This is a genomic window from Fibrobacter sp. (genome assembly GCF_017551775.1).
Taxonomy (GTDB): Bacteria; Fibrobacterota; Fibrobacteria; order Fibrobacterales; family Fibrobacteraceae; genus Fibrobacter.
In genome coordinates, this window is the sequence record NZ_JAFZKX010000010.1 from 1 (window position 1) to 22,673 (window position 22,673).

At 51.4% G+C, this 22,673-nt stretch carries 15 protein-coding genes and 1 tRNA gene; 14 read left to right on the forward strand and 2 right to left on the reverse strand.

Translation table 11 applies throughout. From position 1 onward, the window contains the following. Positions 1–545: 545 nt before the first annotated feature. The 3 genes from IK012_RS00845 (at position 546) to IK012_RS00855 (ending at position 2,834) form a co-directional block, all read left to right on the forward strand. Positions 546–908, forward strand: coding sequence for a hypothetical protein (locus IK012_RS00845; protein ID WP_290949391.1), 363 nt, complete (start codon positions 546–548; stop codon positions 906–908). Between the two features lie 75 nt (positions 909–983). After that, positions 984–1,979: a radical SAM protein gene (locus IK012_RS00850; RefSeq protein WP_290949393.1), complete on the forward strand. Its 996-nt coding sequence runs from the start codon at positions 984–986 to the stop codon at positions 1,977–1,979. A gap of 27 nt (positions 1,980–2,006) precedes the next feature. Continuing rightward, on the forward strand, positions 2,007–2,834 hold the full coding sequence (locus IK012_RS00855; protein ID WP_290949395.1) for a hypothetical protein: 828 nt from the start codon (positions 2,007–2,009) through the stop codon (positions 2,832–2,834). A 21-nt stretch (positions 2,835–2,855) separates the two neighbouring features. Here the strand turns inward: IK012_RS00855 and IK012_RS00860 are convergent, their stop codons facing one another. After that, positions 2,856–4,235, reverse strand: coding sequence for a hypothetical protein (locus IK012_RS00860; RefSeq protein ID WP_290949397.1), 1,380 nt, complete (start codon positions 4,233–4,235; stop codon positions 2,856–2,858). Positions 4,236–4,314: 79 nt separating this feature from the next. Here IK012_RS00860 and IK012_RS00865 point away from each other — a divergent pair, with 79 nt between their 5' ends. The 8 genes from IK012_RS00865 to IK012_RS00900 all read left to right on the forward strand — a co-directional run bounded on the left by IK012_RS00865 (position 4,315) and on the right by IK012_RS00900 (position 11,372). Further along, positions 4,315–5,103, forward strand: coding sequence for a hypothetical protein (locus IK012_RS00865; protein ID WP_290949400.1), 789 nt, complete (start codon positions 4,315–4,317; stop codon positions 5,101–5,103). 6 nt (positions 5,104–5,109) lie between these two features. Next, a complete protein-coding gene (locus IK012_RS00870) occupies positions 5,110–5,691 on the forward strand; it encodes a hypothetical protein (RefSeq protein WP_290949402.1) in 582 nt (193 codons plus the stop codon). A gap of 1 nt (position 5,692) precedes the next feature. After that, positions 5,693–6,454 (forward strand): hypothetical protein, encoded by a 762-nt coding sequence (locus IK012_RS00875; RefSeq protein ID WP_290949404.1) that lies wholly within the window; start codon positions 5,693–5,695, stop codon positions 6,452–6,454. Positions 6,455–6,506: 52 nt separating this feature from the next. After that, positions 6,507–6,590 (forward strand) — tRNA-Leu (locus IK012_RS00880). A gap of 191 nt (positions 6,591–6,781) precedes the next feature. Then, positions 6,782–7,459, forward strand: coding sequence for a GNAT family protein (locus IK012_RS00885; RefSeq protein WP_290949406.1), 678 nt, complete (start codon positions 6,782–6,784; stop codon positions 7,457–7,459). 198 nt (positions 7,460–7,657) lie between these two features. Next, a complete protein-coding gene (locus IK012_RS00890; protein WP_290949408.1) occupies positions 7,658–9,049 on the forward strand; it encodes a FlgD immunoglobulin-like domain containing protein in 1,392 nt (463 codons plus the stop codon). Positions 9,050–9,252: 203 nt separating this feature from the next. Then, the gene (locus IK012_RS00895) at positions 9,253–10,101 is read left to right on the forward strand and encodes a TIGR02147 family protein (protein ID WP_173378628.1); all 849 of its coding nucleotides are present in this window, start codon (positions 9,253–9,255) and stop codon (positions 10,099–10,101) included. Continuing rightward, positions 10,101–11,372: a carbohydrate binding domain-containing protein gene (locus tag IK012_RS00900; protein WP_290949416.1), complete on the forward strand. Its 1,272-nt coding sequence runs from the start codon at positions 10,101–10,103 to the stop codon at positions 11,370–11,372. Before IK012_RS00895 ends, IK012_RS00900 begins: the two co-directional genes overlap by 1 nt. A 169-nt stretch (positions 11,373–11,541) precedes the next feature. Here the strand turns inward: IK012_RS00900 and IK012_RS00905 are convergent, their stop codons facing one another. Then, positions 11,542–12,453 carry a GGDEF domain-containing protein gene (locus tag IK012_RS00905; RefSeq protein ID WP_290949411.1) on the reverse strand — a complete coding sequence of 304 codons (912 nt, stop codon included), beginning with the start codon at positions 12,451–12,453 and terminating at the stop codon, positions 11,542–11,544. A gap of 335 nt (positions 12,454–12,788) precedes the next feature. On the opposite strand from IK012_RS00905, the gene IK012_RS00910 reads away from it, so the two are divergent. The 3 genes from IK012_RS00910 to IK012_RS00920 all read left to right on the forward strand — a co-directional run bounded on the left by IK012_RS00910 (position 12,789) and on the right by IK012_RS00920 (position 22,521). Further along, positions 12,789–17,285, forward strand: coding sequence for a fibro-slime domain-containing protein (locus IK012_RS00910; RefSeq protein WP_290949412.1), 4,497 nt, complete (start codon positions 12,789–12,791; stop codon positions 17,283–17,285). 346 nt (positions 17,286–17,631) lie between these two features. After that, positions 17,632–22,020 carry a fibro-slime domain-containing protein gene (locus tag IK012_RS00915; RefSeq protein WP_290949413.1) on the forward strand — a complete coding sequence of 1,463 codons (4,389 nt, stop codon included), beginning with the start codon at positions 17,632–17,634 and terminating at the stop codon, positions 22,018–22,020. Positions 22,021–22,107: 87 nt separating this feature from the next. Then, complete coding sequence (locus IK012_RS00920; RefSeq protein WP_290949414.1) at positions 22,108–22,521, forward strand: SPOR domain-containing protein; 414 nt, start codon at positions 22,108–22,110, stop codon at positions 22,519–22,521. Positions 22,522–22,673: the final 152 nt, after the last annotated feature.

Here is a 22,673-nt window from a genome sequence, read left to right on the forward strand (position 1 = left end):
CTAGGCGAGCTATCGCCCTAGGCAACATACCCTCCTTGTGCAGGTCGAGGACTCTTTGCCATTCTTCTTCTGTGTGTATTTTTGTCATGCTAGCCTCTAAAGTTGTGTCTAACTTTTGGGGTTCACATCACGCCTAGGGGCAAGCCCCTAAAACCCCGATTGCAGGTCATGCTGACGAACGTCAGCATCGGATTGTCTATACCAGAACCTGTCATTCCGGGCTTGTCCCGGAATCACCTCTCCTTACCAGAACCGCTTTCTATAAGTATGTTTGCTTCGTTTGTATGTTTGTGAATGCGGCCGTTCGCGCTGTGTTCAGTTTTTTTGCCGTCAGCATCGCTGTGCAAAGTATTTTTCCGATTCGAACAGACTAAATGATGAATATTTACGGCTTTGCACAATACAATGTATTGCGTTTGTAATACTATAACAAGGGATAATCATCTTTTCGTAGTAAAAATTTAGTTTTTTCGAAAAAAAATCGCTTGTTTTGAATAATTTATTTATATTACGGAAAACCTTTTTAACAATATAAGGAGTAAAAAATGGCTGAAAAAAAACTCGCTGCTTCCGCAAAGCTGACTGCAACGATCGCAAAGAAAAACGATGCAATTGCTAATGCCCAGGCTAGCGCTCTTATTGCTGCAATCAAGACTGATGCCGATGTCGCTGCATTCCAGAAGAACCCGGCTACGTTTGCCAAGAAGAAGGGCATCGATCTGACTCCGGCTTTCACTACACAGATCAAGAATGCTGTTGCTACCAAAAAGCTTGACAAGGCATTCAAGGCTCAGCTTACGGAATCTGTTGCTAAGCGACTGGCTGATATCATCATTATTATTATTGTCAATCCGCCGATTCCGGTTCCGCGTCCGACTCCCGGCTGCAAAAGAAATCCTCGTATCTAAGTTGATTCGTTTTTGCTAGGTTAATGTTGGAACCAAGGCGGTGGGTTTCCCACCGCCGTTTTTTTGAAGTGTTGTATGATTCAAGCAAATGAATATGATCCATATCGGAACTTCCTATATAGGACTAGGAATTTCCATTATGACAGTCTAGTAGTGGAAAATACCAATCGCTGTACAGCGAAGTGCGCGATGTGTTACCTGTCTGCAGGTGAGAATGGTAAAGGCGATAAATTAGACATGAATGTCGCAAAAAAGTGCATCCGTGAGGCGGCAAAACAAGATTGTATCGCAAAGAGATTCCATTTGGCTGGAGGGGAATCATTTATTTACAAGGATGATTGCTGTGAGTTGTTTGCTTGTGCGAGAAAAGCCGGCTTTAAAGTAATATCCTGTACGACGAACGCCTTTTGGAGCAAGAAGTTGGACAATGCACGGCGTGTCTGTGAGGAAATCCGTAAGAGTGGCCTCACCCACATGGAAATATCTTGGGATTATTGGCATTACCAGTTTGTAAGCCCCGAAACCATAAATAATTGCCTCCAGGCCTGTTACGAGAATGAAATCGCGACGAACCTTCGGTTGCTTACGACCAGAAGTCATCAGATGAAAGAGGTCATGGATCTTCTTGATCCAGATGTTGTAAAGTTGGCAGACAAAATATCTTGCGGCCAGGTTTCGGCAATTGGTCGAGCTACGAAACTTTTGAATGAGGATGACTTATATAATCCGCCGTGTGGAATGAATGCCGTTTGTGAAAATAATTTTTGTGTGACCGTTAGCTCAAAAGGATTCGTTGCTCCTTGTTGCGCTGGGCTTGATCAATGCGACGAATACGTCAATGGCAATATATACAAAGAGAGCCTTGCATCCATTTTAAAAAAGATGAACAAGGATGTCGTTTTGAGAAGAATCGCATTCTTGGGCATAAAATCTTTTTTCCCGATTTTTAAGGAATGCGGTATTGAATATCGGGGAAAACACATGTCCCCGTGTAAAATCTGCGCACAGGTGTTTTCGAAAAAAGAGAATATTGATGCCGTTAGGGCGTACATAAGTCGTCATGATATTTAATACAAAAAAGAATATTGAAGGTTCCAAATGAAGTGTTCAGATCAGCCTTTTCGCTCTATAACGTTACATCTAGAAATCAATCGAAGCGGGAAGGATTTTACAGTTTCGTCAAGCAAGATAACGGGATGGCTAAAACGCTATGACCGATGGGTGGAGGAATTTCCTAAAAAGGAATGTTCTGCCAAAAGGAGTTCTGTCGAATTGTTATCGACGCGGCTTTTCTGTGTGCCTGAAAAGACGAAAAAAATTCTTGAAACTATAAAGAAATGCAATCTTGCATCGAACGTCCATATAAACTTGAGGGATGCCGTTCTCCACAAGCAGGACTTGGATGAAATTTGCAATACATTCCCGATGGAAATTCTCAGTGTGCATGTTTCCGAAAACGACTTGCCGTATGCGCAGTCGTTCGATAATGTTGTCAAAAAACTTTACGCGGCTTGCAATTGTGAAATCTTTTTTTTCGGAACGGCCGAAATATTTGATTCAATCAATATGTTCGCTTCCGAAACCCTGAACGCAAAAGAGGTGACTTTTTTCCCTGAACATTCCGGCGAACCGCAGGCGAAAAGCCCCAAATATCCGGTACAGCCGTGCGAGAGTAGGCTCCAGTTGCATATGAGTGCCAAGGGAGATATCTATCCTTGCTTGGGCTTGCTCCGTGTCGAAAAGTGCGCTATAGGAAATGTGGCGGACAAGGATTTTTCTCATTATCTTACGTACAATTGCGGAGATGATAGCCTAGAGAAGCTTTGCTTGCGCGGGCCTAGGTTGTCGAAGAGCGGAAAGGTGGGCGGCTTCAATCTGCCGTGGATTTGCAGGAGACACCTTTACGAAATTACCAAGAACGGGTAGAACGCTTTTGGGGGCTTGTTCCTAGTTCTGCCCTGGCAGGTGCATAATCACCGGCTTGTTCTTCCCGTTTTCTGTCTTGTGTATCGTGAGCTTGCCGGTGCTGTCGTAGCCGAACTGATCGCCGATGCGCTCGCCGTTCACGTAGTTCAGGCTGTCGCGCAGCACTCCGCTCGGGTACCAGTTGCGCCATACACCGTGCCGCTTGGGCTTGACACTGGGATCAGCGGAAAGATGTCTCCAGAAACCTTCGCTGGCCATTCCGCCACCCATGCTGTCGGGGTAGAAACTTCGACTTACAAGGAGGCTGGGCCCATCAAGTTTGTTTTCGGGGTCGTTCTCGTTAATCCCCCAGTATTCTTCATAGAGCAACTTGTGGTCCGGCTTTATGTAACGGACGTTGGCCTTGTATTTGCCGATGCTCTGCGTGAAGGCGTCTTTCTGGCTCAAGGTGCTGCTGTCCAAGGTGCCGTAGGGGTTTGCGTATTGAACCTTGGAAGTCTCTGCACAGAAAAGGCGGGAGGATCCTTCGCACAATCCGTAAACAACGCCGTCGTATCCGAAGTTCGCCGTGTGGTTTTTGAACACCGTTTCCCTGAGTAGCGTTCCCTGCTCGTCAAACCATGAGATTCGTGACGGGTCGTATCCGCAGTCGCTTACATGGATGTACTCGATTTTTTTTATGACGGAACCGTCAGCCCTGTAGAGTGCGATGGGCGAAAATTCTTCGCCACATTCTCCCTCGACGTGTCCTTCTTCGCGGATTTTTGCCTGGCCGCAACTTTTGCCGGTAAGGTCCGGCTCCCCGAACGATTCGTAGTAGAGTTTGTAATCGCCTTGTTTTTGGCCCATGAGGCATTCATATTGTTCAAGGATCTTGCAGTCCCTGCCGTATTTCTTGATGTAGCCTTCCTTGTTCGACTCGAAGCAGCTATTCTCTTCGGCGAGCGCTCCGTTGTCGTGCCACTTTTTCCACGCGCCCACGGTGTCTCTGTTCTTGTCGTAGTGTTCCTCAAACGCCTTGTTGCCGTTGAAGTGCCAGCCTTCCCAGTCGCCTACGGGGTGGTCGTCCTTGTAGTAGCGCACGGATTCCTTCCTGCGTGAGTTCAGCCTTTCTACAAAATAGCTGGTCCACTTGCCTTCGCGTTTGCCGTTCTTGTATTCTCCGTCGAGCGCTACGTCGCCGAGCACGGTCCATCGCTTGATCTTTCCGTGCGGTACTCCGTTCTTGTACGCGATTTCGAATTGTTTGATGCCGTTGTCGTACCACTCGTTGCGTTTGAGAATGTCGCCGTCGGGGTAAACCCACACGGAGGTCTTCTTTGTGCCGTTCACGTGTTTTTCGATGATCTGTTCCTCGGCGCGTTCAATGGTGCATGCGCCAAGGCCGGCAAAAATGCCCAAAAATGGCAAAATTGTCAAAAATGTCGAAAAAAACGAGCGCCTCATGCCCACCAAAGTAGAAAAAAGGTAATTTCTAGTTGTGGAAGAAACAAAAAATAGGTCCATCGCCGACACCTTCAACGCGAAGCTCAAGACTCCGTGGGTTTGGCTGATTATCCTGCTCACGCTCGGACTGACGGGCTTGTTCTATGTTTCCCAGAAGCCCGACCTGGTCGTCTATTCGCGCCATATCAAGTCACTGTCTGATTACCAGCTCATGGAAATGGAGCTCATGCGGTACATGGCGAATTATCGCGTCGGCTACGCGAAGGATTCCACGAAGGCTATTTCGCAGTCCATGTCGCTCCGTGAGCTGGCGGTTTCTTTCGCGGGGGAGATGGACGATTTCTCCGCTCGAGGCTTTACCGCTCCGCCTTCCTATTCCGTTCACGAGTTCGAACGCCGCGTACTTTCGAAGGTCGCCGCCATCCGCCGTTACTTGCCTATCCGTCGGGTGTGGTTGGATGAATGGGACCGGGTCTATGCCGAGGTGTCGTTCCTTCCGGGCAATATCGCGTACCCGTTACAAATGGTCCTCGATTCCGCACGATTCGGTTTCCCGGTTGAATATCCGCAAGGGCTCGAAGCGCCCGATTCCCTTGCCCAGCGCATAACGCAGCTCCTGAACGAGAATGTGGAACATTCGCATGCCTGGATTCGTTTCGACGATCACGAGACGATTCTTTCGGGCGAGGAACTTATACAGTTCTTCCAGCAAGAAAGCATGAACGAGATTGCCTTGAAGGCGAAGATCCCGTTGGTGTTCTATTTCCTTACGCTGGTCTTGCTGCTTTCGACATTCTTTTTTATATTCAGGTCTAAAACTTAATTTGTTATGGCATCGTTTCTTCAGACTAGAAAATACGTATACCTGAATACGTCGTTGTTTTTCCTTTTGATTATTGTTTGGTGCGTATCGTGCACGCATCTTGTGGTGCGCAGTTTTTTTTCGGAGCCGCATCTTTTTTACGGGACGCTGAGCCACGCTTCTATACCGAGCCTGTTCGGCGGCAGCAACATCCCGTTTTTGGACAAGACGTATTTCCAGATAAATGGTGACAAGGATGCGACCTTCGTCCTTTACAGTTCGCAGGAACTCAACGACGAACTGGCGGAATGGTTCAGCTTTGCGAGTGTGGACGCTGCCGAGATTCCGCTGGAAATTTATGCATCTCGCGTGAAGGACAACGTGTTTGTCGTGCAGTCCATTTCTACCACCGACGGCGGACTGGACTGGGAGGTGCTTGCTGATTACCAGATGGAATATGCGCTTATCTATGCGGGAATAGCGCTTCTGAGTCTTATCGCTATGATGTTTTTCCTGGTGCTCGGAATAGTGACGAAGCTTCCCCCGAAAGTTCGGCCGAGGCATATCGAGCGGACTCCCGCACAGGACGGTTCCCTGCAAGCGGAGTAGCATGCGGCTGCGCCTGGCCTTATTACTGGTTCTTTTTGTTTGTACGGCGTTGTTCGCTTCGCAGGATTCGCTCGACGTTTCTGCGCAGGGCGTAAAGAGCGCCATTGGCGTCTGGTGGCCGGCGAAGGCTAAATCTCCGGCGAAGTCGTCGGTGAAAACCAAGGCGAAACTCCTTGCACATGCCGCGAAATCCGAAGTTGTCGTGTGGTTCCATGGAGGCATGACGAGCGGCAATTGCCAGAAGGGGCTTGTCGCGGGAGACGACTTCTCGAAGCTTTTTCCCGATGTGATTGTAGTGAGCGCTTCTGCCTGCAGGGGAGACCACTGGGCTACGGGTCCCATGATGGCCGTGATCGATGCCGCGCTGGATTCCGTTGCCGCACGTCGCAAGTCGCCGGTGGAAGAGGTTTCGCTGGTCGGCGTTTCGGACGGGGCGCTGGGCGTGCTCATCTATTCCGTGCAGGGAAAGCGTCGGGTGAAGGACCGTCTTCTGGCGAGTTCGTTCGGCAAGTTGCTGGGCGATGCCAGCGCGCTGGCCGGCAAAAACGCTGCCAGGATGCGCGCTGGCCGCTGGCGTTTTTTGCAGGGCGGCAATGACCGACTTTTCCCGGCAGGAGAAGCCAGGCCCTGGATTGAGGCTTTCTGCAAGGAACTTCAGGCTGACTGCGTGCTCCGGTTCGACCCCGCAGGTGAGCACGACTGGTCGTATTGGCGCGAAAAGCACCCGGACTGGATAAGGGAAGCGTTCCAAACCAAGAAATAATGGGGGTACCCCTTGACAAATTCCGCATTTTTTTCAAAATTTGGTGCACCACGCGGATGTGGTGGAACTGGTAGACACGCTAGATTCAGGTTCTAGTGCCTGCAAGGGCATGAAGGTTCAAGTCCTTTCATCCGCACTGAAAAACCGCTGACTTTGGTCGGCGGTTTTTTCTTATGAGACCGTTCGTTCGACATCTAAGGTATTAAAACCTCCGGTATCTCACTCACTCTCGCCTTCGACGGCTCGTTAAGACGAGCCGCCTCCGGCTCACGTAGAGACCGTTCGTCGGTATATTGATTCTCCTTTGAATTGCTAATATTATCCCGCATGGAAAACTTCCTGGACGAAATTCCCGACGTAGAGCTGCGCGGTGACCGCGTAATCCTCCGCTTGCTCGGCAAGCAGGATGCGGAAGCGGTTTTTGCCCTCGTCGACCGGAACCGAGAGTTCCTTTCGCGCCACTTGCCTTGGCCCGCGGAATGCGTGAACGTCGAGGATGTCGAGGCGCGGATTGATTCCTGGGAAATGCAGGCCCTCATGGCGAATGGCGCCTGTTGGGGAATTTTCGAGCAGGGCGCGCACAGTTTGACCTCCGCAGACAGCCAATCGGCGGGCGTTCAACAGTCTGCTGGCGGCCAGCATCTCGCGGGCGTTCAACAACCTGCAGATGGTCTGCATCCCGCAAACGGCCCGCAGCTGGCCGGAGTCATCGTGCTCGGCTGGATTCAGGCGGCGCACCGGTCCGCGAGCGTCAGTTACTGGCTGGGCGAAGAATTTACGGGGCGCGGCCTTGCTACTTCGGCCCTCGTGCTCCTTTCACGTTTTGCGTTCGAAACGCTCGGCCTGAACCGTCTCGAGATTTCGGCCTCGGTCCAGAACTCCGCGAGCATTGCTGTTGCCCGCCGCGCCGGCTTCGCGGAAGAGGGCGTCTGCCGCGAATACGAATATATCAACGGCCATTTCGAAGATCACCTGCGCCTTTCGCTCCTTGCGAAAGACGTTTAAATAAGATGGTTTCACTTTATTGACGAAAGGCGTGATGCGTCTTTTTTTTGTTTGGAATGAAGTGATAATTATATATGCTTATTTTATAGAATAATAATTAATATGTATATAAAAAGTAATTTGTTTGAGATATTTTTTTGCTGGCGTAGTTGGCATGTTTTGCTAAATTGGATGGACCATTTTTTTAAAGGAGAAAAAATGAAAAAATTATGTCTGTTGTGCCTATTGGCGATTTCAATGAGCTTTGCTTCGCTAAAGGTTGAAGGATATCATTGCCTTGAAGATGAGGATTTTCAATTGGTGAATAAGGATGGTAAAAAAATACAAGGTTTTAAAATAGTACTTTACCGCTATGCCTATGATACATCAAAGGGCATAAAAATATCTAAAGGTTCTAATTTAGGTGGTGCCAAAAAAGTTAGTCTTGAAAGGATGTCTGCCCAAATGTATAAAATAGAGCTTGATTTCAGCAATGCTACTATTCCCGCGGGGGGGACTTTCCCGAGCGATGGCGGGTATTTATGGGTGGATTTGGCTTCTTTGGATGATGGATATGTGGGCCCGCGCGTTTTGGCCAAATGTGCCTATCAAAAGGGTGAAATGCCGAATACTGTTGTCATTTCGTCTGGAAAGATTTTGTGGGGAAAATACAAGTCTGTTCCTAGCGAAAAGAGAATTGGACTTTTGAAAAAAGGCTCGGATACCAAGTGTTCTAATTCGTTTAAACCTGTTGGCGAAGTCTCTATTTATTTGGATGCAGAGGATAGCAACAATGATAATGGTATAACGGGTAACCAAAATCCGCCGGGAATTTCTGTTGCCGAATCGGGGGTAGGATTCACGTATTGCGTCGAATATGCAAGTTCCCTTCCTCGGATTTCCTATGATTACGTTGTTTTGCAATTGGATAAAGAATGCCCAAGTGGATCGTATTCGTTTGTGCGTCATCATGATACGGAAGATTCTAGAAATAAAAATAGTACGAGTGGGGATGTATGGCCTAGCGTGGTTGGCGATAATGCTGATTTGCAATATTGCTTTGTGCCGAAAGATGGTGGGTCAAAGGAAAAATTCCCGTTTTCCGAGGACGGATATGGAATCTTCGCCAATCCTGCTGAAAAAATAACCAATGTCGATCATTCTAGAATCAAAGTGGATGATGAAGATAGCAAGAATGCGAATTCCTGGAAATATTATGGCAAGGCCAATGATTACCAGGCTAGGATTCATAAAATTATAGAAGATGGTTCGAATACATTCTATCACACCGTCAAATGGAACGGAAAGACCCTGAAGAAGGAAGCGAACATGGTCATCGTCGACCAGGCCGCACCTGCCGTTAAGTCGTTCTCTCCCGAAATCAGGGGCTTTGACCATTCTGCCGTCACTGTCGAACTCAAGTCCGCCGGCAACGTCAATATTTCCATCGTGAACCTCAAGGGCGCTGTAGTCGCCACCATCTCTCGCGAAAACCTCCAGCCGGGTTTCCATTCCTTTGACTGGCATTCTGGAATCGTTCCCAACGGTCGCTACATCGTGACCGTCAAGCAGAACGGCATGGTCGCTGCGAAGAACGTGATTCTCAAGTAATCCCGGAATTCGGCGGTACCGATATTTTCAAAAAAAAAAGGCTCCTGGCATTGCCGCCGGGGGCTTTTTTGTGCGAAAAACGTCAAAATTCCGCAAAAAATGCGGAAATTGCTTAAAAAATGGTTACGGAATTGGTTACTTGGGTAAACGAGAAAGTACATTTATTTTTGCAATTCGCTTTTCGATGCTGCTATCTTATGGGTATGGACAACGGAGAGAAAATAATTTCAACCGAACCGGATGTGCTGCAGTACACCAATTTCAGGGTGTACCTTCGCGACTACTACGAGTACAAGAAGCAGACGCAGCCCTCCTTCAGTTTGCGGTTCTTTGCCGAAAAGGCGGGCCTTTCTAGCCACGCCCATTTGAAGCTTACTATCGACGGCAAGCGCAACATCACGAAGGGGACCGTTCTCAAGATTATCCAGGGTCTCGGTCTCGAAAAGCAGAGGGCCGCCTACTTCGAAAGCCTCGTCTTCTTCAACCAGGCCCAGAACGACACCGAAAAGCAGGTTTACTACGCGCAGCTCCTCAAGGCGAGCCCGCGCTCCAAGCTCCACAAGATGGACAAGGCCCAGTTCCGCATTTTCAGGGAATGGCACCATTCCGTGATCCTCGAGATGGTGGGCCTCAAGGGCTTCAAGCCCATTCCCGACCTGGTGAGCAAGCGCCTCCACGGCATGGTGACGCCTTCGCAGGTCACCGAATCTATTGAACTTCTGCTGGAAACCGGCCTCCTGGTGAAGACCGCGAACGGTTACCGCCAGCGCGACCCGCTCCTCACCACCGACGACGAGGTGCAGGACATGATGGTAAAGCTCTATCACCAGCAGATGCTGCGCATTTCCAGCAATATGCTCTCGGAACTCCCGAGCGCAGAACGCGATATATCTGCACTTACGTTCAGTATTAAGCGCGAAGATTTCCCCAATTTGAAGAAACATATCCAACTCATGCGCAAGGAACTACTAGATTTCTCTGCAAAACCCGGAGAGGGTGATGATGTGGTGCAGGTGAATATACAGCTGTTCCCGCTGACTCGAGGAGTGTGATGCGGTTTTATGGGTTCTTAGCGTGCCCCGTGCTTGCGGCGTCTTTGCTTATCGGTTGTTCTTCCGATGGGGGTTCTGAATCTCTTGCCGGAATTGAGATTGGGAATCCCGCGCTCGCCTTGACGGCGGACTTCTCGGTGGACTACACCGAGGTGGTTCCCGGTTCTCTGCGCAAGCAGGCCAATGAAGAGAAGGAACCGGTACTGCTGGATTCCTTTACCATGACCCTGACCGACGTCATTACGTATTCCAGTTACTATTCGGTCGTTCCTCCCGAAATCAAGGAAAATGGAAATCCCGTCTGGCCCGGAGAGGATGTTCCCGAAGGCCGCCTGCCCATCTCGTTTACGGAGGGCACCTCGGTCGACGAGCCCTTCAAGTCCATCAATCTCGATGACGGGGGCTACCTGAAGGAAATCGGCGTGCTGTTCAAGCCCGAGGGGCCGAATTCGGCAATCCGCGGCCGCGTACTGCTCGATGGCGAATATGTCCCGTTCGAATACGATCTGAACGGATTCCAGCAAATCGGGATGCGCTACCACCTCTCGCAGATTGATCTGTCGTCCGACAGTATTGCAAATTTGTCTGTAGTATTCCACGTGCGCTGCTTTGCCAAGGCGGTCGACTTCTCCAAGGCGGAAATTGCTGACGATGGAGTCATCCACCTGGACAACGCGAACAACGTCGCGATATGGCAGGCCTTGAACAAGAACTTTGTCCCGAGCTTCCGTCCGTTGCGCTACAGTTATACGGATGCCCAGGGTAACGAGGGCGAAGACTTTGTCAAGGATATCTGGGATGGAGTTATCGGCGCGATGAGCGACAACACCATCGTTAACGGAGATTTCTCGAACGGGCTCAACAACTGGATATTCTTTACCCAGATGCGCGGCGAGGCGACGGCGAATGTCGTCGGATCCAAGAACGGCGGTTACACGCTCGAAGTCGATGTCACGAAGGGCGGTAACAAGTCGTACAGCGTGCAGCTCCTTCAAGAAGACGTGGCGCTTGTCGCCGGCAAGAAGTACAAATGCGTGTTTACCATCTGGTCGAATGTCGAAGGCCCGATTACTGCTCGCATTGGCACGTACGATGACTACGAAACCGTGGGCTTCCAGGAACACCCGATCGTAAAGACGTCGGGCCAGTCGTTCGAGAAGGAATTCTCCCCGCGTGAAAGTACCCCGTTCGCGCGGTTCGAACTGAACCTCGGCGGATCGGTGCGCAAGTTCTACATCAAGGACATCAAGATTTACCGTCTTGAACAGTAAACGCTGTTCGTCACACCGCCGCCCCCCTGCAGGGGCGCGTGCCCTCTTCATACATCGTCACACCGCATCACCGCCGTGCTGCAAGCACAAGTGAGTCCATTGGCAATATGTCCGTGGAAGCCCTTGTCTCGCCCTTGGCTCGACTGCGGCATGATGTAATACAATACAGTTACCGGAAGGCGACCTGGTTGCGCCCGCATTCCTTTGCCGTATAGAGCATGCGGTCGGATTCCGCAATCATTTCCTCTATTTTCGGGATATCTTCGCCCTGCCTGGTGCAGAGCCCGAGCGAAATCGTCACGGGGATGACGGTATCCTTCCACGAAAAACGGTGCCTCTCGATGGAGGCGCGCAGGCGTTCCGCGCTCTTGCGTGCGTCTTCGGGCCCGATGCCTGCGAGCAAAAGCAGGAACTCCTCCCCGCCGTAGCGGGCGAGCAAATCGCATTCGCGTTTTTCTTCGGAGAGGATTCGGGCGATTTCCTTGAGCACCATGTCGCCGCACTGGTGGCCCCAGGTGTCGTTCACGCGCTTGAAGTGGTCTGCGTCCACCATGATTGTGTGGACATAGTAATTGTTCCGGCGGGCGAGGGCGAGTTCGCCGAGGCTCCTGTCGAAAAAGTTCCTGCGGTTGCTGATTTTGGTCAGCGGGTCGATGGTGGCCGCTTCGTACAATGCGCGGTCGAAGGCTTCTTCGCTCTTGTCCTTGAATTCGATTTTCATCACCATCTTGCCGAGCTGCAGGCGGTTGTCGGAATCGAGCGAGGCGCGCACGACGGGCTGGCCGTCGACGAAGGTGCCGTTGGTGCTTCCGAGGTCTTCGACCGTCACGTGGATGCCGTCGAATGTCAGGGAGCAGTGCTTGCGGCTCACGAGTTCGTCGTCGAGCCTGATGTCGGCGTCCTGGCCGCGGCCTAGCGTCACCGTCCCCTTTTCGAGGGCGATCTGCTTGAACTGCGTCTGCGGGTACAGGATAATCAAGTGCGGCCTCAGTTCGATTTTCTCGAATTTGAGGGTCTTGCCCGGTGTGACGATGGTCTGGTCGAGGTCCTGCATTTCTATCTCCGTGGTACGCCTGTGCACTAAAAATACAATATGCAACCGAGAAGTGGTGCATATACGCATATATTATAAAAAATTCAGCATCTCGGAGGTGCTTGGCCGGGGGCTTTTGCGTTCTCTCTGGGTAACCATTTTACGTAAAGTTTTGAATACGTTTGGGACGTTTTTTTTCAAAAAAACGTGATATATGCACAAAAAGCGGTGCTTTGTTGGCGTCATAATAAAGTTATTTAATTATTTGCAAAAAAAATTGCCTTTTTGCTTAAAAAAAGGATAGATTTTAGGCGGTGTGGCATCGCAAGAGGCTGGTCCTTTTGGGTATGCTTTTCTTGCATTGCTATGGCTGGAGAACTAAAATGGAAAACCACATTATGAAGAAATACAAGACCTCGCTGACCGGGTTTGTTTTGGGAATCATGGTGCTCCTTGTTGGAATTCAAGGGGCTATGGCGCAGTTTAATACCGCTCCTGTCACATGTAAGGGAACGGTCTACCTCAAGGCTCCCGCAGATTGGGATGCAGCCTATATTGGCGGAAAAAACGTCAATAACGTCAAGCGAATGACGTTAAATGATGAAGGTTTTTTCCAGTATGATCTTGCCAACCTCGGAATCACGGATAACCAAAATCCGGGTTTTTCCATAGGCAACAAGGCTTCGGGCGCTGGTCTCCAGATTATTAACGCCTCGAGGTTCGCTTTTGCGGCGACGAACACCAATGACACCAACTGGCCCACGAATAATGCCACTATTCAGTGCCCTGGTGAAGGCCGTTCTGTCTATGTGTCTGAAAGTCCGCAGCGCGCCGGCTTTACCTACACTGGTGCATATGCCGCCGATGCGAAGTATTTCTTTATGCTTGTTCCCGACGAAAAGGAATGGCAGTCCGACGACCTGATGATTTCTTACACCACATCCAGGGGAACCAAGAAAGACACTGCACTCGCCCCTTCCAGCGAACTGTGCGGATGGGTCTACATGGTTTTCAATACTCCTCCAGATGACGCCGTCATTTACCTCAAGAATACTCCTACCACACAGCTCGGTCTCAACGGCCTTTGGGATGACGACGAAGTCGCTGACCCGATTGACCTGGCCCTGGTATTTGATGCTTTCTCTGTGAACAAGCTCTACTTTATCCCGGACGATGCCGCCTGGCCTCCTGGAGACGATAGCAAGGGATGGTACACGGTTGACCCGGGTGTTACTGGAACGTGCCAATTCACGCTTGCTGCCGTGATTTACGATACCGACATGAGCCTCAACCCGGCTTTCTCTGATTGCTGTGGTCAAGATAAAGGCAATAACAATCGATTAGTTGATGCCTGTGTCGGCGTGCAGCATGGCCTTGTCGAAGTCGATCTTGGCCCCGATAACAAGCCCAAATTCTCTGGTTCTACGGCTGCTAGGAATTGCTTTGGCGGTGGTACTGATGCTGAGGCGAATTTCTACGCATTGTTCAACTATGTCCAGGGCAAGAACGAGGTCCAGTGCTACGATATGCCTTTCCGCCACTACGGCACGGATACGCGCTGGGGCTTTGATTCCGACTCTACGGAAACCATGAGTGGACGAAACAAGATTATCGGTGGTTTCTATCCGCTGGAAAACTCTTCGGATACTGGCGTGGTAACCTTGATGATTAACGGTGTCCCGACGAAGGCTGGTCCGCTTCTTGCGGCAAGAAAGAAACGTGAGGCTGCCGGTCCGGTGCCGAACAACGCTAAGGAAGCTCTCGGCGTGGAACTTGACTATTACTGCAAGACTCCTGGTTGGCCTAACGGTAAGGATTGCCAGGGCCGGTTTGCCGACGGTAGCGAATTCACGGATCCTGACCTCTGGTGCTGGGGCTCTTACTGTGCTGACGCTTTTGGCGTGCCCGGATTTAACCGTTGGGGTGATTGCGATGGCTGTGACTTCCCCACGGAAACTCGCAACCAGCATTTCTGCTTTGAATCCCATGCGAACTTTACCTATAACGAAGGCCAGGAATTCACGTTCCGTGGCGACGACGACATCTGGGTGTTCATCAACAAGAAGATTGCCGTGGATAACGGCGGTGCTCACCTTGCCGCCCCGGGCCACGTGGTGTTGAAGAACCTTAACGCCCACTATACTCCCGGCTGCTCCGGAGACAATTGCTTCCTCGTTCCTGGCAAGGACTACCCGATCGACATCTTCTTCTGCGACCGTCGTACTTCGATGAGTAACGTCATTATCAAGACGAACATGTACATCAAGCAGTCTACCGGTATCGATTTCACGACCAAGGATTTGGGCAACGGCGGATTGGAAATGGATATCTGCGTCGAAAAGACTGGTGGCGGTGACTGTGCTGCCGTTGCCCTTGGTGGCGGTGGCGGCCAGACCACGACTAAGGAATGCGGCAATGACATTTCCGAAAATATCGCCTATTCGATCAAGACCCGCAAAAAGGAAATACCTCCCAATTGTGCCGACTGTGCAGCTCTGCCTCTCGGAGGCACGGTACATGGTGGTATAGACCTCTCGAACCCGAAGATGCCGATTGTCTATCCGGAAAAGGTAACGGGTCTCGCTCCTGGTACCTACTACCTGTATTTCACCGTCAATGGCAAGGAAGCCGCCTACAAGTTTAGGGTCAAGGGCAACCTCGGTATTGTTTCGAACGATGTTACCTTTAACGATATCGATGAAGCCGGAGCTGCTTACCCGAACGGCACCCAGTGGAAGTTCGTGGACAAGGCCCTTGCCGGTACGCGCATCCCGATTTATGTTTCTGCCCCTGCCGAAGACGGTACCGTGGATATCATTTCGCCCCCGGGTCAGAGCTACACGCTCATCCTTTCTGCTGGTGCGAACCTTTACAAGAACAAGGATGATGAGATTCCTCTCGTAGTTCCGTTTGCAGGTCAGGTGAACCCGACCGGTATCGATACGTTCTGGGTAGATGTCCCGCTGGCTGGTCTGTCGAGTGCTGTGCAGGAGATTGTCGCTACTGTCGGCAATACATCCGCGAAGCTCTCGTTCTTTGCGCCTAAGTTGGACTTTGCTACTCCGAAGACGAAGGATGCCGATGGCAACGTGACGGATTGGGACTATGTAGTGGAAGATCCGAATGTGGACCAGGATGGCTCCGAATACTTCCATTGGGTTAATTCCGATGTGGACTTCTACCTGGTGGTTAGGGACCCGTCGACCGGTTTGATTTGCAAGGAATGCAATTTCTCGATAGACGCTCTCGAAAAGTCCGAAGGCCTCGAAATTATGGTGAGCGCGTTCACCGAAGGTGTCGCTCTTGTCCGCGTGCGTTCGAGCAAGGAATACTCCACCGAAGCTGCGACCATGCTTGTCGGCTCTTTGGAGAATGGCGGCATTGCTGCCCCGTACGGCAACATGCACTTCTTCAAGCCGCCTGCACCGATGCCGCTCATTGTCGATATCTTCGACGTGAAGGGTGCTCCGCTTGGCGAGATGAACATCCCGAGCGAATACTACACTGAAAGTGCCGACTATCTGGATGGCCGTGCGGATTCTCTTGCGATTATCTATGACCGCCAGATCCACAAGGACTCCGTGCCGACCTTCATTTGCTTGCACTTCGACGACGACCATCTCACGAAAATCAACCCGTACAAGATGGGTATCTCGAATAACAAGAGGGATACCTTGATGGAATGCTCTACGCAGTTTGACTCCGCAACGGTCTGGAAAGCCTATGAAAAAAGCCCGAACAACGGACGTACCCTCGTGTTCTCCGTCGATTCCGCTTTCACTGTTGACGTGAAGACCCTGGTGAAGCCCGAGAACAAGATTGCCTCGTTCACGGAGTACGAATGGAAGCACATGCCGGTGAGAACCTTCTTCGAGAAGGGACTTACTGACCGTATTGCTCCTGTTATCCTTTCGGCACGCGCCTCGGCTGAAACGGATGGTGGCGTGTATGACTTGCTAACGATTGCTGTTTCCGAACCGGTAATCTTCACCGATGCCAACAATGGCACGCAGTCATTCACGTATTACCTGAATTCCGCCATCAACTCTCAGGAACGCGATCGCTTCACGCATGCGACTGCGCAGGGTAGGCCGCAGGACCGCAGAGATACGCTCACCATGCGTTACTATAACGCCAATGTCCAAAACCCGACGCCGCACGTGGGTGACTACATCCGCTTCCGTGCTGATGCGTTCATGTGGGTTGACACCTCGAATGGTGCTGCGCCTGGTTCCGATACGCTCCGCTTGGCTTCTGATGCGGCAATGCACTGGAATTCTCCGACGGACTACAAGGCTACGGACCGCTTGCCGTCTCCGTGGGTGCAGGTCGTGGGCGATGCCAAGATCGACGTGACTACGATTTCGTTCAACTATTCTGATCCGACGGCGGTAAACGATTCTACTCCGGTGGGCAAGGTTTACCCAGTGAAGACAAATGAAAGCCTCGATGACATCAAGGAGAAGTACCCGGGTAAACTCGGCCACTTCGTTCAGTCCGATATGGGTGCTATCATTGGGTCTGACACTGCTTACGCCAAGGTCGAAAAGGGTGACGTGGTCTTCCATTACGAGGTGGATTACTTCACGAACCTCGGTGCGTTTGTTGCTCGCCAGAAAGGCAAGATTGCCTGTGACGATCCGTTCTTCTCAGCGACTCCCGAGGGTCCGGCACATTCGGGTGACTGCGTGAAGAACCCGCGTAACTTCTTCATCGCTTGGAACATGCTTTCGAAGCAGAACCGTCTGGTGGGTACTGGCGCCTACATTACCAAGTACGCCTCCTACGTGAAGCTCGGCAACATGGGCAAGAAGGCGAAGAAGGAACTCACCGAAGTTTGGGGCGTGAAGCGCGGCAAAAACAAGGCGACCAAGAAGTAAAAGATTCACTTCCGAAGTTTCGGACAGACTATAATTATGACGCTCCCGCATGTACGGGGGCGTTTTTTGTGTGCGGAATTACGTGATGGTGAACACCTGAAAGGGATTTATGCCCCAAAAAACGGAACATTTCGTTTTATGGCATAAAAAAAACATATTATGTCCGGCAAAAAAAAGGTAAATTTTGATTTGGTTGTAGTGGCGCGGTCGCATTGTCCGCGGCGCTATTTGGAATGTTTAATCCAGTGGATAGCTGAATATGAAAAGAAACGAAAAAAACTTGTGGGGATGTATTTTTAGCCTGGCTATAATTGTGGCCGGGGCTCAGGCGGCTTTCGCCGGGTGTTTGGGTACAGCCTTCTTCAAGGCACCTAGCGGTTGGACGCAGGCTATTTTTACGGGCCAGAATAATGCTGCTGGCGCGAAGACTGTCACCACGACAAATGCAGAAGGGTATTTCGAAATAAACCTGTCGACTATTGGTGCTCCGGACTACGCAAATACGTTCAGCATTACGAACAGCATGACTGCGGGTATGAACAGCTATATCGTGACGGATACGGTGTGGATGCACCAGAACCCTTACGATGACAACGCTCGTGCCAACATGACAACGCTTCCGTGTCCGACTTCTGACGATGGACAGGTTTACATAGCGGAGGATGTACTGAATCCGGGCAAGACTTATATCGGCAGTACTGCCCCCGACGCGAAGTTCTTCTACGTGCTCGTTCCGGAAGAGGCTGAATGGCAGTCTGACGAACTTTGGATTTCTTATACCAAGAATGGTGTCAAGAAGGATACCAGCATGATTCCTTCGCCAGATTACTGCGGATGGCACTATATGGTGTTCGGTACGGCTCCTAGCGATGTCGTCATTTATCTTAGAAATGACAAGACGCAGCAGTTTGGACAGGCTGGTCTTACGAGCGAAGGTGGGGAACTCGTCCCGATAGATTTGGAATTGGTTTTCGCAAACTACGGCAATAACGTGTTCTTTATTCCCGATGAAAACCAGAGAATTGAAGAGAATCCTTCTGGATGGCATACGGAATTCCCTGATACCGAAGGAGACTGCGGCTACGATCTCGCTGCAATCATCTACGATACCGACGAATCGTTGAACACAGCCTTCACTTCCGACGGAAACCCTGTGGGTCCGGGCAAGTGCGTGGGTGTTTTCTCGGGATTGGTCAAGAAAGACCTCGGACCGGATGGCAAACCTCAATATTCTGGCTCTCCTGAAGCACAGATGTGCTTCGGTAATACTCCGGAAGAAGCCGAGAGAAACTTTAAGGCGATGTTTAATTATACGCCTGGCGTGAACGAAATGCAGTGCTACGACATGCCCTTCCGCCATTATGGCAAGGATTCCCGCTGGGGCTTCGATTCCGACTCTACGCACTATGACCTTGCCGGTAATATTGAGCATACGGTCGGCTGCGATGCGGATTCCACGAATTGTGTGTATTCGGGCGGCTTCTACCCGTTGGAATGGCCTGGCGACTATGATGCTTACAAGTACACCGCTGACTCGGCGACTGTTACCAATGGAACGAATGGCGATGCCGGTGTTGTTGTGATTAATGGGGTCAAGATGGGCCCGACCCCCAAAGCAAGAACGAAGAGAGAAGCTGCTGCTCCGGTGCCGCTTTATGATTCGGTCAAGGCTTTCGACCATTACTGCAATACGGCGGGCTGGTCCGGCGGTATCGATTGCGGAGCGACGCACGAATTCCAGGAAGGTAGCCAGCCTCCGGTATGGAACTGGGGTATTCGCGAAGATTGGCAGAAGATGAACAAGGGCAAGAAACTGCTGCGCAACCAGCAGTACTGCTTCCAGACGCATGCTTCGTTCACCTATAACGAGAGCCAGGAATTTACCTTCCGCGGCGATGACGACATTTGGGTGTTCATCAACAAGAAACTTGCTGTGGACAACGGCGGCGCACACCTTGCTGCTCCGGGACACGTAGTCCTCAAGGATTTGAACAAGTCTACGGCATACGGCCCCGGCTTCCTCGAACCTGGCAAGGATTATCCGATTGACATCTTCTTCTGCGACCGCCGCAGGACGATGACCAACGTGATTATCAAGACGAACATGTATATCAAGCAGTCCGTCGGTATCTTCTCTATACCGGATTCTCTGCCGAATGGTGGCGTGCAATACACGGTCTGTGTGGAAAAGACTGGTGGTGGTGACTGTGCTTCCACTGTTCTTGGATCGATCGGTGGCGATGATCAGGAACCTGACACCACCTGTGCCGGTGATATTTCGACCCCGATTCACTATTACATTACGAATCGCAAGAAGCAAATTCCTGCGGGTTGCTCAGATTGTGATAATCTGCCCACGGGCGGAACTGTCCATGGCGGTATAAACCTCAGCGTTCCGGGAATGCCTGTTGTTGACGAGGATAGAATGATCGGCTTGCCTCCGGGAAATTATCGCCTGTGGTTCGAAGTTGGCGAGAAGAAGGGCTCGGTAAGATTCCGTGTCAAGGGTAACTTGGGTATTGTCACGAAAGATGTCAAATTCGAGAACGCTGACAATGATGTGAGCGTGTATCCTGCGAACACCTGGTGGAAGTTTGTGGGAACCGCTCTTGCCGGCACGCGTATCCCGATTTACATTTCCGCTCCCGATGCGGATAACAACGTCGACTTGCCCTCTGCTGCAAACCAGAACTACCAGCTCACGCTCACTGAAGGTGCGACTCTCTACAAGACCAAGGACAGTAATACGCCGCTTGTAGTCCCGTATAGTGGCAAGGTGGATTCGACGGGTATCGATACCCTTTGGGTGGATGTCCCGCTGGCTGGCCTTATGAGCTCCTCTCAGGAGATTAAGGCTTCGGTCGGCAATACTTCCGCTATTCTCACGTTCTATGCGCCTAAGCTCGACTTTGGAGTTCCGGTAACGAAGGATGCCGACGGCAACGTGACGGAATGGAAATGGATGACCAGGGATCCGGATGTGGACGAAGACGGTGATGAGTATTTCCATTGGGTGGGATCCGATGTGGACTTCTACTTGGTGGTCAGGGATCCGTCGTCTGGCTTGGTTTGCAAGGAATGCGATTTCTCTATCGACGCTCTCGGCAAGTCCGAAGGCCTCGAGATTCAGGTGAATCCCTTTGAAGATGGCGTTTCGCTTGTTCGCGTGCGTTCGAGCAAGGAATACTCCACCGACACGGCATCCATGTCTGTTGGTTCAGTGGATAATAATGGCATTGCTGCCCCGTACGGCAACATGCACTTCTACAAGCCGCCTGCACCGATGCCGCTCATTGTCGATATCTTCGACGTGAAGGGCGCCCCGCTTGGCGAAATGAACATCCCGGCTCAGTACCACAGTGAGTCTGCCGACTATCTGGACGGCCGTGCGGATTCCCTTGCGATTATCTATGACCGCAAGATAGACAGGGATTCCGTGCCGAAGTTTGTCTGCTTGAATTTCGACGAAGATAATCTGACGAAGATTAACCCTGTCCAGTTGGGCCTTTCGAACAACAAGAGGGACACCTTGATGGAATGTTCTACGCAGTTCGATTCCGCGGCTGTTTGGAAAGCTTTCGAAAGAAGCCCGGACAACGGACGTACTCTCGTGTTCTCTGTTGATTCGTCGTTCTCGGTCGACGTGAAGACCTTGGTGACGCGCGAGAACAAGGTTGCCTCGTTCACGGAATACGAATGGAAGCACAGGCCTGTGAGGACCTTCTTCGAGAAGGGACTTACCGACCGTATCGCTCCGGTTATCCTTTCTGCGCGTGCAATTGCCGAAAAGGATGGTGGCGAATATGACCAGGTGAGGATTGTGGTGTCCGAACCGGTAATCTTCACCGATGCGAACAATGGTACGAAGGCGTTCACGTATTACCTGAACTCCGCTATCGATGTCAGGGAACTCCAGCGCTTCACGCATGCGACTGCGCAGGGTAGGCCGCAGGACCGCCGCGATACGCTCACCATGCGTTACAAAAATACCGATGTGCAGAACCCGACGCCGCACGTGGGTGACTACGTCCGCTTCCGTGCCGATGCGTTCATGTGGACGGATACTTCGAACGGTGTTGCTGCTGGTTCCGATACTCTCCGCATGGCTTCCGATGCCGAAATGCATTGGAACTCCCCGACGGATTACAACTCTACGGCACGCTTGCCGTCTCCGTGGGTGCAGGTCGTGGGTGATGCGAAGATCTCCGTGACGACCATCAGCTTCAACTATGCGAACCAGGAGAATATTACGAGCGCGACTCCGGTCGGTACGGTATTCCCCGTGAAGACGAACGAGAACCTCGAAGACATCAAGGCGAAGTATCCGACGACGCTTGGTCACTTCGTGCAGTCCGACATGGGTGCCATTATCGGGTCCGATGACAGCTACGCTTCTGTCGACAAGAATGAAGTCTACTTCAACTACGAAGTGGATTACTACACCAACCTGGGTGCATTTGTCGCTCGCCAGAGTGGCAAGATCAAGTGCACGGATAAGTTCTTCTCGGCCGATCCTGACCATACGCCTGATGGCATGGGCGACTGCGTGAAGAACCCGCGCAACTTCTTCATTGCCTGGAATATGCTTTCGAAGCAGAAGCGTCTGGTGGGTACTGGCGCCTACATCACCAAGTACAGCTCCTACGTGAAGGTTGGCAACGTGGGCAAGAAGGCCAAGAAGGAACTTACCGAAGTCTGGGGCGTGAAGCGCGGTAAGGGCAAGGTGAAAAAGTAATACGCAGGGTCTCTGCGAGCCCATCGCAGACCTGCATTGCAGTTATCCCCGGCTTGACCGGGGATTTCTTTTTTCTACATTTGTTGCATGCGTAAAATTGCTATTAGCCTGTTTGCAAGCGCCCTCTTGACCCTGGTGTGGGCGGGCGAACCTACCGACATCGATTCCCTTTTCCGTGGCAAGGAATACAAGCCCGAGCTGAGCTCGTCGCTCCGTGACACGACTAATGTATCTTCCCTCCCGGCCAAGACGAAGGAAGGCAAGGAATCCAAGGGCAACGGCTATTATGTGCTGCAGTTCGAGGCCGTGGGTGATTTCGACGCCGCGGAACGCCGCAGGGCGCAGATTGCCGCCTCTACCGGCTACAACATCCAGGTCGTGTTCGATGCCCCGTTCTACAAGCTCCGTGGCGGTGGCTGGACCAGCAAGAAGGCCGCAGACGACAAGGCCCGCGAGTTGTCAGCGTATAATATTAATGCGCTCGTAGTCAAGCTGCGATAATCGCATTCATTGGTCGGTCGCGGCCTTCCCCGTGAACGAAAAAGGCTCGTATTAACGAGCCTTTGTAGTGAAAGCACGCGAGGAACCGGAGGCCCTGCTCCAGAGACGGGGAGCGTGCGGTCTCTAATGCCGCAGACGACAAGGCCCGCGAG